The 12,606-nt window shown below is 65.1% G+C and carries 6 protein-coding genes; 2 read left to right on the top strand and 4 right to left on the bottom strand.

Translation table 11 applies throughout. The features are described from left to right. Positions 1-1,008 precede the first annotated feature (1,008 nt). Positions 1,009-2,127, top strand: coding sequence for a redoxin domain-containing protein (locus ACPDIT_RS01565; protein WP_423440938.1), 1,119 nt, complete (start codon positions 1,009-1,011; stop codon positions 2,125-2,127). A gap of 190 nt (positions 2,128-2,317) precedes the next feature. On the opposite strand, the gene ACPDIT_RS01560 is transcribed toward ACPDIT_RS01565, so the two are convergent. Together ACPDIT_RS01560 and ACPDIT_RS01555 are read right to left on the bottom strand one after the other, a co-directional pair. Further along, the gene (locus tag ACPDIT_RS01560) at positions 2,318-3,031 is read right to left on the bottom strand and encodes a prolyl oligopeptidase family serine peptidase (RefSeq protein WP_423440936.1); all 714 of its coding nucleotides are present in this window, start codon (positions 3,029-3,031) and stop codon (positions 2,318-2,320) included. A gap of 142 nt (positions 3,032-3,173) precedes the next feature. Continuing rightward, on the bottom strand, positions 3,174-4,145 hold the full coding sequence (locus ACPDIT_RS01555) for a KpsF/GutQ family sugar-phosphate isomerase (RefSeq protein WP_423440934.1): 972 nt from the start codon (positions 4,143-4,145) through the stop codon (positions 3,174-3,176). A gap of 114 nt (positions 4,146-4,259) precedes the next feature. Here ACPDIT_RS01555 and ACPDIT_RS01550 point away from each other — a divergent pair, with 114 nt between their 5' ends. Next, entirely contained in the window at positions 4,260-4,679 is a 420-nt protein-coding gene (locus ACPDIT_RS01550) for a secondary thiamine-phosphate synthase enzyme YjbQ (protein WP_423440932.1), read from the top strand. Positions 4,680-4,853: 174 nt separating this feature from the next. On the opposite strand, the gene ACPDIT_RS01545 is transcribed toward ACPDIT_RS01550, so the two are convergent. Continuing rightward, positions 4,854-7,634 carry a valine--tRNA ligase gene (locus ACPDIT_RS01545; RefSeq protein WP_423440930.1) on the bottom strand — a complete coding sequence of 927 codons (2,781 nt, stop codon included), beginning with the start codon at positions 7,632-7,634 and terminating at the stop codon, positions 4,854-4,856. A gap of 550 nt (positions 7,635-8,184) precedes the next feature. Beyond that, on the bottom strand, positions 8,185-12,309 hold the full coding sequence (locus ACPDIT_RS01540) for a protein O-mannosyl-transferase family (protein ID WP_423440929.1): 4,125 nt from the start codon (positions 12,307-12,309) through the stop codon (positions 8,185-8,187). Positions 12,310-12,606: the final 297 nt, after the last annotated feature.

Genomic DNA, 12,606 nt, shown 5'->3' with positions numbered 1-12,606 from the left:
CGTGATGCCGAAGCGGAGGCAATCAAACTTATCGTGGTATCCACGGACTCGAGCCTCAGAGGGCAGTCCTCGAAGGGCAGCGGAACAATCTCTCCCGGTCATGAGGGCGGGACGGAAGAGTCTCCCCGGAGGGCTCCTGGTGCAGAGACCATGCGTGAAGCTCCCTTGGGCCAGGGTAGTCCTGATTCTGAGGAGCCAAACAGCTTGTCTACAGGGAACGCCGCTGTGGAACGCCAAGGAGGACGGTGACGAGAAGTCCGAATGGCTTTCCGCGAAGTGCAGAATGGTGTGGTGTGGGATGGCTCTGTGGGACTGGTAGGCTACACCCGAGCCCCAGGCCACGTTGCGGCGGGCCTTGAACGGCTGTGGCGACGCAAGCTCCAATTCGCATTTGCGGCGCATCGGCCGGCGAGGGCACAGCACCCCTTGGAAGGCTCAGGCCACTGTTGATCGAACGGGACGAAGCAAACGTCCGACCCGGCATGCCCGCGTAGGGACTGTTGAGGTCAGTTTCCCGAGCGTGGTTTACCGTTTGTGCAGTCGGATGTGCGGTCGGACTTTGTAGCGCAGATCCCTGAGTCGGTCGGCGGCGAGAATGCGGCGGGCCGCTGCCGAACGGTGTGGGCGTTGTCGCGTACAGCATTGGAAAACCACAATCGGTGTCTTCTGCGGAATGTCGGTCATCGACGGCTCGGCAGGGAACGCGGCGGAAAACGGGAGGCAGCGGACGTGCATCGGCGATCCGGGCCTGAAGAGGCGTGGGGGCAGAGGGAGGTGAGACTGGGCGGGCGGCGGCACGCTCGAGGCCGGGACCGGGCTGATCTCGGGGCGTCGGTGGCGGTCCAGCATCAAACCGCCCAATGTCGTGGCGGGTGGAGAGAGAAGGTGGATTCTGCAGTCGACGGGCGGCGCGGTTCGAGCCGGGAGCAGCGCGGCAGGCAGCTGGTTTCATGGACTGGCGGGGTGGGAGACTTGCGCGGGGCGTCGGCGACACCGTAAGGTCGGGGCATGAAACGGATCTGTGCAGTGGGACTGGCGTGGTGTCTCGGCTGGATGGCGTGGGCGGCGGAGAATCCTCCTTCAACGTTGCCGCTGGGGGCGACAGCGCCGGATTTCGATTTGCCCGGCGTGGACGGTCGACGCTGGGCGCTGAAGGACTTTGCACACGCGCGGATCCTGGTGGTGGTGTTCACCTGCAACCACTGTCCCACGGCCCAGTATTACGAGCCGCGATTGAAGCAAATCGTCGAGGATTACCGACCGAAGGGCGTTGCGCTGGTGGCGATCAGTCCCAATGCGCCCGACGCGGTTCGATTGGACGAGCTGGGTTGGTCGGACATGGGCGATTCCTTCGAGGAAATGAAGCTCCGGGCCCGGGAGCGCCAGTTCAACTTTCCCTATCTCTATGCCGGGGATGCGGAGGAGACGGCGCGTGCGTACGGCCCGGTGGCCACGCCGCATGTTTTCGTGTTCGATGAGCAGCGACGGCTCCGGTACGTGGGCGCGGTGGACGATTCGGAACGGGTCCAGAACGTGAAACGTCATTATCTGCGGGAGGCGCTGGACGCGCTGCTGGCGGGGCAGGACCCACCGGTCAAGCAAACCAAGGTGGTGGGTTGTTCGGTGAAGTGGCCGGACAAGATCCCGCAGAACCGGGCTTTCCTGGAGAAACTGGCCCGGGAGCCGGTGAGTCTGGAGCCGGTGGACGAGGCGGGTTTGCGCGCGCTTCGGAGGAACGAGGGGACGGGCAAGTTCCGGTTGGTGTCGTTTTGGGCAACGTGGTGTGCCCCGTGCGTGGCGGAATTCGGAGATTTCATCACCACCTGGCGGATGTACCGCCACCGGGACTTCGAGCTGGTCACGGTGTCGCTCAACCGGCCGGAAGAACGACCGCGGGTGTTGGACTTTTTGCAGCGTCAGCAGGCTTCGTGTCGCAATCTGATTTTCGCCAGCGAGAATCGCGAGGTGCTCATCGACGCGTTCGATCCGACCTGGCAGGGGGTGGTGCCGTATACCGTGCTGATCAATCCCGAGGGACAGGTGATCTGGCGGGAGACGGGCAGCGTGGATTTTCTGGCGTTGCGGCGGCTGATCGTTCGGTCCATGAACGAACGCAAGCCGTGGTAAGGTGACCCGGAAGAGGCGGCGAGAGTTGCGCAGCCGGGGCGGGAAGCTCGCCGGCGGCCGGGGAAGCTCGGGAATCGTGGGCAGGGTGTTGAAAAAACCGCGCTTTTCGGAACCCTCCGGTGCCGGTCCCGGATTCGAAAAGCCGCCTTTCCCGAAGAAAACGTGCCTCGCTGCCTTGTGAAGGGCCTTGTTAAGGAGTCCCCGGCCAGTCGGCATCGGGTCGGCGGTGCTCCAACATCCAGCGATAGACTTCGGGGTTCTCGTAAGTGACGGTCCAAGAGTCGTGTTCGGCCTCGGGATAGACGGTGAGCCGAACCTCGCGGGCACCGGCGTCCTTCAGAGCTTGGACCATGCGCTCGGATTCGCTCAAGGGGACCACGGGGTCCCTGGCACCGTGGAAGGCCCACACGGCAAGGCTGCGGAGTGCTTCGACCCGGCTGCGAGCCGCCAGGCGGACATCGATCCACTCTCCGCCGCCGCAGATGGGGACAATGGCCGCAAAGCGATCCGGGTAGGTGAGGCCCAGTTTCCAGGTGCCATAGCCGCCCATGCTCAGGCCGGTGACGTACACGCGGGTGGGGTCCACGGGCAGCCGATGCACGAGGTGCTCCAGCAACGCCATCAGGCCGGGCGCGTCCCACCGTTGGTCCTCGGGACACTGGGGCGCCACCAGAATGAAGGGGAAGTTGGTCCCGCGCTGGACCAGGGCCGGAGGACCGTGAACGGTTACCCGGCGCAGATCCTGACCCCGTTCGCCGGCGCCGTGGAGAAAGAGTACCAGGGGCCAGCGCCGCGCAGGCGACGCGGTTTCGGTCCCGGCCGAGGCGTCGCGGGGAAGGCTGAGCAGGTAACGGTACCGAATGTCGCGTGTGATGCGGGTTTCGAAGAGATTCTCTTGAAACATGGAAGTTGTCGAAGCAGGGGCCGCGAAAGCGGGCAGCCAAGCCAAAGCCAGGCACAGAAGCCACCGGGATGGAGTTGGACGGAGCCGGGAGCAGACGTGCGCGTTCATGAGGGCGAGCGATTCGTCTCGGGCCCGTGGCGGGCTACATGAGCTTGAGCCTGGGCAGGTCCTGGGAATCGACCAGGCCGACCGGTTCGCGTTTGGCATTCACGACGATCAGATCGTCGATGTTGCGTTCGTTGAACACCTTCAGGGCTTCTGCGGCCAGGGCGTCCATGCGGATGCAGACGGGGTTGCGGGTCATGACCTCGCGCAGGGGCCGGGTGAGGAGATGATCGTCTTCGGGGATGCGTCGTCGAAAGTCGCCGTCGGTGAACACACCGACCAGTTTGCCGCGCTGGTTGACGATGCTGAGGCAGCCGGATTTGGCGCGGGTCATGAGCAGGAGCCCGTCGCGCACGGAGAGGGTCTCGGGGGCGACGGCGTGGCGGTTGCCGGTCCGCATGATGTCGGCGACGCGCAGCAGCATGGCCCGGCCGATGGCCCCGGCGGGGTGAAGTCGGGCGTAGTCGCTCTTTTTGAACCCGCGGGCATGGAGCACGGCCATGGCGAGCGCATCGCCCAGGACCAGCATGGCGGTGGTGCTGGTGGTGGGAGCGAGGTTGAAGGGACAGGCCTCGCGCGGCACGTGCACGTTCAGGACCACGTCGCTGTATCGGGCCAATGTGGACCGTGCGCTGCCGGTGAAGCTGATGAGCCGGATGGAAAACCGGCGCAGCGCCGGCAGCAGGTTGATCAGCTCGTCGGACTCTCCGGAATAGCTCAGGGCCAGCACCACGTCCCCGTCCGTGACGATGCCCAGATCGCCGTGCAGCGCGTCCACGCTGTTGAGGACCACGCTGGGCGCCCCCGTACTGGTGAGGGTGGCGGCGATCTTATGGCCGATGTTGCCGGACTTGCCGATGCCGACCACGATGATTTTGCCGCGGCGCCGGAGCGTTTCCACGATGAGCTCCACGGCGCGGTCGAAGGCTTCGTCCAACCGACGCCGGACGGCTCGCAGGCCGGCAATCTCGACGTCAAAGACTTTCCGAGCGTGAGCAAGATGACCCACGGCGCGCAGCTTGCCAGACCCGGTTCGGCCGGGCAACGTTGGGGTGGGCCGACGCCGTGCAGGCGGGCGCTCGGCGGCCCCAGGGCGGTCGGGCACGGAACCTTTCGAGGACGCATGCGCCAATGGATGCACGAATTCATCGTGGCCACCCGCGGACGCGGGTTCTATGAGCTGACGCGCGACGTGGCCGCCTGGGTCGGGGACATCGGAGTTCGGCAGGGCCTGTTGACTCTGCACATCCAGCACACTTCCGCGTCGTTGTTGATCCAAGAGAACGCCGATCCCGAGGTGCGCCGGGATCTGGAGAGATTCTTTGCGCGGCTGGTGCCCGATGGAGATCCCCTGTTTCGGCACACGGTGGAGGGGCCTGACGACATGCCGGCGCATGTGCGGAGTGCTCTGACGGCCGTGAACCTCAGCATCCCGGTGCGGGACGGGGCTCTGGCCCTGGGGACGTGGCAGGGGATTTACCTGTGGGAACACCGACACGAGCCGCACCGGCGAAGCGTGTTGGCCCATTGCATCGGGGAATGAGTTCCCGGAAGGCCCGAAACGGCCGTTGCGGGGTTCCCTGAGGGTGGCCGGGGCGCGCTCTGCTGCCGGCGCAGGATTGGAGGGGCGAACCCGGCAGCAGCGTCTGTGCGCCATGTCCCTCGAGGTCGGGAGCCGGTGCGGATCGCTGCGCCGGGGCGACAGGATCGGCCGGGTCTAGGATTGCAAGAGCGCGAGTGCGGCGCGGGCGTGATCGGCCCGATCGCGCCACTCGGCCAGTCGCCGCCGATGTTCGTCCAGGACGTGGGACGGCGCCTTGGCGGTGAAGTGCGGGTCTCCCAAACGCTGCTCGATCCGGGCGATTTCCGCCTGGATTTTCTCCAGTTCACGTGTGAGACGGGCGGTTTCGGCGGCGACGTCCACCACGCCCTCCAAGGGCAGGAACAGATCCCCGAGGGCGGTGCGGCAGGTGGGGGTGCCCCGCCGGGGTTGCGCCCGGGGATCGAGTTCCAGGGACTCCGCCTGCAACAACAATTGCAGCACGGCGCGGTCGTGGTCGTCGAGTTCGCGCGTCGGTTTGAGAATGAAGCGGACCTTGCGATTGGCGGGGATGTTGGCCAACCGGCGGAGGTTGCGGCCCTCGGTTACCAGCGCGTAGCGGGCATCGACGAAGGCGGCGACAGCCTCGTCGAGTCCGTGGCGGAGGCGGAATTCCTCGCTGAAGGGCTGGGGCCAGGGGGCGAAGAGGATGGTGCGGCCGCCGCGGTCTTCGGGGTGCTTCCGCGCGAAGCCCAGTCCGTGCCAGAGTTCCTCGGTAATGTGGGGGAGAAAGGGATGGAACAGTCGCAGCGTGTGATGGAGGACGAAGTCCAGCACGGCCAGGGTCTGCTGTTTGCGCTCGGGGGAGCTTCCGTACAACACCGCCTTGGAGGCTTCCACGTACCAGTCGCAGTACTCGCTCCAGAAAAAGCGGTAGAGGGTTTGGGTGACCTCGCTGAACCGGTACTCGGCGAAGGCGGCATGGATTTCGCGGATGGCGGTGTCGAGTTTGAGGAGGATCCAGCGATCGTCCACGGTGAGGCCGCGGGGCTCGAGGGAAGCGTCCGTGGGCGGGCCCTGAAGCTGGCGGAATCGGCACGCGTTCCAGAGTTTGTTGCAGAAGTTGCGACCGAGCTCGACGTCCTTCTCATCGAACAGAACGTCCTGTCCCAGAGGTGCGCTGCGCATGGTGCCGAACCGGAGTGCGTCGGCCCCGTACCGGCCAATCAGGTCGAGCGGGTCGGGCGAGTTGCCCAGGCTCTTGCTCATCTTGCGGCCCAGTTTGTCCCGGATGATGCCGGTGAAATAGACGTTGCGGAAGGGCACCGCGTCCATGAAGCGCAATCCGGCCATGATCATGCGGGCCACCCAGAAGAAAATGATGTCGGGTCCCGTGACCAGGTCGGTGGTGGGATAGAAGCGCTGGAGCGTGGGGTTTTGGCGGTCGCGGGCGGGGTCGCCGGTCCAGCCCATGGTGGCGAACGGCCACAGCCAGGAACTGAACCAGGTATCGAGCACGTCCGGATCCTGCGTCCAGCCCTGTTGGGTGAGCTGGTGTTGGAGGGATTCCTCGGCGGTGGCCGCGTACAGGGTCAGTTGGTCGCGTCGGATGGCCACGGCGGGTCCCCAGGTGGCGAGCTCGCGCTCGGCGGCTTCGAGACTGGCGACATCGGGAAAGCTGCGGGTCCAGACGGGGATTCGATGACCCCACCAGAGCTGCCGGCTGATGCACCAGTCCTTCAGGTGAGTCATCCAGTGGGCGTAGGTCTTGACCCAGCGGTCCGGATGGAACCGGATCTCTCCCTGTTCCACGGCGCGCAGCGCACGTTCGACCTCCGGATAGCGCAGAAACCATTGTTCACTGAGGCGCGGTTCGATGGGGACATGGCTGCGCTGGCTGTAACCCACGCGGTGGGTGTAATCCTCGACCCGGGCCAGCAGTCCGAGCTTTTCGAGATGCGCGACCACGGCCTTGCGCGCCTCCATGCGATCCAGGCCGGCGAAACCATCGCCCGCCTCGGCCGTCATGCGTCCATCGGGCCCGATGACGACGGTCAACGGCAGGTGATGTCGGACGGCCATTTCGTAGTCGGCAGGGTCATGCGCGGGGGTGACCTTGACGCAGCCGGTGCCGAATTCGGGGTCCACCGCCTCGTCTGCGATGACCGGAATGGGCTTGTTGCGCAGCGGCAGAAGGACCCGGCGACCGATGAGGTTCTGGTAACGTGGATCGCCCGGGTGAACGGCCACTGCCTCATCCCCGAGCATGGTTTCCGGGCGGGTGGTGGCCACCACGACATACTCCCCGGACGAGGGCCGGCCGTCTGCGTCCAGAAGCGGGTACTTCAGGTGCCAGAGGTGACTTTTTTCCTCGACCCACTCCACTTCCTCGTCGGACAAGGCGGTTTGCGCGGCCGGGTCCCAGTTCACCATGCGCAGCCCCCGGTAGATGAGCCCGTCCCGGAACAGCGCCACGAAGACCTTCTGCACACAGCGGGAATACTCCGGATCCATCGTGAACCGGAGCCGGGTCCAATCGCAGGAGCAGCCCAGTCGTTTGAGTTGCTGGATGATGATGTCGCCGTGCTTTTCCTTCCAGGCCCACACGTGTTCGAGGAACCTTTCGCGGCCCAGATCGTTGCGATGCTTCATCAGGCCCTGTTTGCGCAGCGCTTTCTCCACCACGGCTTGGGTGGCGATGCCGGCGTGATCCGTGCCCGGCAGCCAGAGCACTTCGTAGCCCTCCATGCGGGCTTTGCGGGCCAGGATGTCCTGAATGGTGTTGTTGAGCACGTGGCCCATGTGCAGCACCCCGGTGACGTTCGGGGGCGGAATGACGATGGAGTACGCCGGCTTGGGCGAGGCAGGGTCGGCGGTGAAAAAGCCGCTGCGCTCCCAGGTGTCGTACCATTTTTGTTCGACCAGCCCGGGTTCGTAGGCTTTTGGAATCTCACTCATGGCCCGCGCACTGTAGCAAAGCGCGCGTTGGTGCGGCAATCTTGGGTACGTGCGGCGCAGCCCGCGTCGCTGGTCACGCGGGCGCCACGGCGCGTCGAATCAACGATCTTCGGCCGAGGAGGCCCGGAGCCCTGCGGGTTTTTCCGGGCGAGGGGGAGGGTGCCCCGGCGGAGGACCGGAAGGCCACCGGGCATGGCGCGGGTCCGGTGGAAGAACCACGGTTGCGCCGGCAAGCTCCGAGGCGCTGCCGCCCACGGTTCCGCCGCGCGAGTGCGTGCGTCGTCGGGGGAGGGCTTCGGAACGGGTGCATGAGCGCCAACGGCGCGTGCGTCGGTGACAGGTTCTGGACCGCGCCGTGCTGGCTCGTATCTCCCCGAAACCCGGCAGGTCGTCCCGGGCCCGCCTCTCGCTCGGGTTCTCCCCAGCGGTCCGTTCCCCCGGACCGTGGGTCGTGTGGGGCGGTCGGTGCCAATCGGCCCGGCTCAATGTGCGTCGGGCCGTTCCATCAGGGGAACCGAGCTTTCGGGGCCCCGCCCGGGGGGCGAGGGCTTCACGGGGGCGGCGTTTCCAAGAGGCTTTGGAACGCAGGGTTCTGGCGGAGGTGCTGGAAGCGCGGATCTTTTCGGAGTTCATCTCGCAGGTTGCGTTGCTTGGGATCCGTTTTGAGTCGGGCGTCGCTGAGTTCGAGGGCGCGGCGGAGAGCGGGGATGGCCTCGGCAGTTTTCTGGAGGATGGCTTTCATGGCGGCCAGGTCGTACCAGGCTTCGGGCTGGGTGGGGCTGAGCTGGACGAGGCGTTCGAGGGTGGTTTCCAGGCGCGGGTAATTGCCGAGGGTGACGTAGGCCTGGGCCACGGCCAGCACGGCGCCGGCATCGGCCTGGGGATGCTTCACGATCCCGTCGAGGATTTCGAAGGCGCGATTGCTCTGGCCCAGGGACAGGTAGGTGGCGGCCAGGTCCAGAGCCGTCTGGAAATTGGTGGGATGTGCGGCCAGGGCGCGTTCCAAGCCGGCGATGTCGGGGGCAGCGGGCAGAGCAGCGGCGGGCGTGGCGTCCCGAACGGTTCGAAGCCGGCGCGCCAGATCGTCCACCTGCGCGTTGTAGGGGTCGAGTTTGCGGCAGGTTTCGGCGATCAGGTAGGCATCCTCGTAACGCTGCAAGGAGATGAGTAACTGGCAGTAACGGAACACGGCCTCGGGGCTGTACGGGCAGAAGGCAAAGGCCTGGCGGAAGGCGAAGTCGGCCTCGCGGATCATCCGGTCGCGCACGGCGGTCCAGTGGGCCAGCTGCTGTTGTTGAGCGACCGGATCGGGCAGGGGCCGTGCGTGCAGTTCGGCCAGTTTGGCATTGGCCTCGGCCACGCGCCAGGCGTACACCCCCCCGATGGAACTGCGGAGTTTGGAGAACGATTTTTGCGCCTGGTCGTCGCGCACGAATTTGGGGTCACCCTTGAAGCCCTTGAAATTGCGGCGCAGATAGACACGTTCGGCAAACTCGACGATTTCCCGAACCGGGGTGTCGTATGTGATCCAGTTGCCGATGAGACGTTCGGAGTAATGCGACCAGAAGTGATGATCCCGCGCCACGATTTCCTCGGTGAGCTCCGGCAGCGGCTGGCGATTGACCTTCATGATGATCCCGAACGGCGTCAGATAGGGATACATCCATTCCAGGGGAAAGCTTTCCTCCACGTAGAACTCGTGCTCCGGATTCTTGTCGAACATGACCTTGGCGATGAGGGCATTGATGGCCATGACGGAGACCTGACCGGAGACCTGGACCTTTTGCTCCGCCCCGCTGCCCACCAGCTGGACGTTTTCTCCCGGCCGGAGCTGGTTGAGTCGCAAGCGGCGGGCGGCGTCCTCGATGTATTGGTTGAAACACTGTTGGGATTCCTCCGGCGTGGCGATGTGGATTTCGAGGTCGGGGTATACACCGCCCTTGCTGCGGGCCAGCAAGCCGGGATAGGCCTCCTCGAGGAGCAGTCGGTTCAGTCGGATCCGGCTGTGGAGCCGGGGATTCTGGCGGAGGAACCGCTGCACATACGGCGACAGCTGGACGTGAGCGAAGCGGGCCGGCGTGTAGAGGGGTTCGGTCCGTTCCAGGGTTTCGATCCGCTGCTGCAGCGCTTCGCGTTGCCGCTGCTGCCGCGGCGTGGGCGTAAGGCCCAGGAGGCGGTCCTCCAGGGCGGCCCGCTGGGCGCGGAGTTTTTCAAGTTCGCGGAAGACCCTCCAGTCGCGTTCAATCACCGAGTTCAAATCCCGCGCCAGCGCCTTGAGGTCGGGTTGGGTCTCGAGGCTCTGCCGGGTGCGCTCGGTCAGGTTGGTGTAAAGAAAGGCCGAAAGGGGATCGGCCCGGGAACGAAGTCGCTCGACGAAACCGGGGAGGAAGTCGGCGGGGGTAAAGTACGAGGAGCCCGCACGACGCCGCTTCTCCACCGCATCGCCCAGGGCGCTCAGCGGCCGGTCGATCAACCGACAGGCCAGACGTGCCAACAGGTTGGTTCGGTAATTGAGCCGGGATTCCTCTTCGCTGCGGAAGAGTTCCTGGAAGAAGGGCGTGTCGTACTTGATTTGCTCGCTCTTGTTGTAGTGGGCCCGGATGTACATGAGGTATGTGCCGTCTGCGAGGGCGTTCTGCGTAATGATGTACACGTCGCGTCGGTCGAAGTTCGGATCCCGCGGTTTACATTCCGGGGGAATGAAGCTTTCGCAGAAGATCGTGTAGGTGGGGCAAAACCGTCCCGGATCGGTTCCTCCATACAAGACCGCGTGGCGGGCCATCTCGGGGTAAACGAATTTGCGCTTCTCCGGATCCTGCAGGTATTGGGCCCGCAGTTCCGGATCGTAGGTCAGCCTGCCATCGGGTCCCACGAAGGGCGGGCTGAACATGTCGTGGCCGAACCAGTATCCGAAGAGGTGACCGCGCTGCTCGTTCTCGAACCAGTTGTTCATGAACGAATAGCCGGGCATCAGGGCGAACATGGCCAGGGTGATGGCCAGGGGCGCGCGATGTCGGTACAGGGCGCAGCCTCCGATGAAGGCCAGGGTCATGCCGGCCAGCATGAGTCCGGCATAAATGGGCAGGCCGTATTGCTCGGGCTCGAAAGCCTGAACAAGGCCGCCGAGAAACACCTGCAGGGGGCTCTTCTTCGGATCGCCGCCGAAGAGCTGGTCGGTCTTTTGGGCCAGGGAAAAGACCGCCAGGGCAAACGCCACGCCACCGCCCAGCAGGCCCCAGCGACGGAACTGGGCGAAGTGGGTGGCCATGTAGGCGGCAATCAGGGTCAGGCCATAGCCCACCAACAGCGCCACGCAAACGTGCGAAGCCGTGAAAAACACCCGCACCAGTTCACGCGCGGCGCGATCCGGGGGCGGATTCAGCAGGATCATCAGCAGCACGCCCAGGCAGAGGTAGATGGCCGTGATGCCGATGATCCAGGCACGTTCGCGCGGCTGCATGCGGCGCAGGAAGAAAAACGGCACCAGTGCGATGAACATGAAGACCCAGCTGAATTCCTCCGCGACGCCCTCGACCAACATGCCGAGCTGGGTCAGGAACCGCAGCGGGTCGTTCAGGAAATTGGTCGGATTGGCCTTTTCGTACTGGCCGCGGGTCAGTGCGTGCCAAAAACCCTCCTCGGTCCGGGGATACCCCCACTGCATCGGAGGGTTGGTCATGCCGGCGATGGGCATGTAAAGATAGAACGAGACGCCCAGGAAAAACAGCAGCCCACAGATCAGTACGGGCTTCCATTCGGTACCGAGCTTCTGCGTGCGCACAAAGAGCCAGGCCAGTCCGCCCAGCGAGGCCAGCCCCACCATGTTGAAGATCACGAACATCATGTTCAGCTGGCCCGGCGGGCTGGCGAACGTGGGCAGTTTGCCCATGGCGTAGGCCAGCAATCCCAGCAGGTACACCAGTGTGTTGGCCAGCAGGAAGTCCCGGCCCAGGGCAGGCCTGGCGGCGATGATGGCCACCTCGATGCCCATGGCCGCCACGAGCAACGACTGGTGGTTGGTGAAGCAGATGCCGAAGAGGAAAAAGGCCCAATAAAGATAGCGGCGCTGTTCCGGGGCGTAGATCCAACGCAGCAGGAACAGCAGAACCAGAACCAGCGACAGCACGCTCAGGGAGTACACCTCGACGATCACCGACTGGCTCCACATGAATCCGTTGAAGCCCAACAGCCCCCCGGCCACGAACCCTGAAACCATGCAGATGGCGCTTTCCCATCGGCCGGCCATGGCCTTGAGCTCTTCCAACCCCTCCATGAGCATGCTGCTGCCCCGCGAGACCAGCAGGGCCAGGAAGCCGCAGGCCAACGCCCCGGCAAACGCGCTGGCCAACGCCACGCGCCAGGCGATGTTCGACCACGGCAGGTGCGTCCAAAGCCACGTGTACAAGGTCCAGACCGGATAGCCGGGCGGGTGGGGAATGCCCGCGTAATAGCTGGCGACCGCCAGTTCCCCGCAGTCTTCCAGGGTCAGATCCGGAGCCAGGGTCCAGAGGTAACCCACGAGGACTGTCACCGTGGTGACCGCGAACGTGGCCCAGTCGACCGCACGGAACAGGGGCGGCAGAGTCGGCCGGACATCTGCCGTGGCGGGGGCCGTTGAGGTCGACACGGGTGCACTGCCCCCGGGTTTGGTGCCGGTTTGTTTGGTCTTTTCCATGCCGTAAGCCGATCGTTGGCTCGATGCCCAAGAACGATGCATCACTACAATGGACCTGCCCCGGTCTTGTCCATTCAAAACTGGCCGGGCGATCGGGGAGGGGTAGGGTCTGCGTCGAGGCCGCATGCGACGCCTGTTACGGTGCACCGCTGACGCTTGGAAACCGTCGGAGACGCGACAACCCGCCCGACAAGGACGGCTGTGCCGGGGGTGCGGATTCGAGGGCGGATCCGGCAGGCCGGCGAACGGGAACCGTTGCACCACCCAGGACCGGCGCGACTTTTGGCGGGAGGAGGG

The sequence above is a fragment of the Limisphaera sp. VF-2 genome (genome assembly GCF_049537125.1).
Lineage (GTDB): Bacteria > Verrucomicrobiota > Verrucomicrobiia > Limisphaerales > Limisphaeraceae > Limisphaera.
Note: the sequence above shows the minus strand (reverse complement) of the source record. Positions and strands in the feature narration are given on the sequence as shown.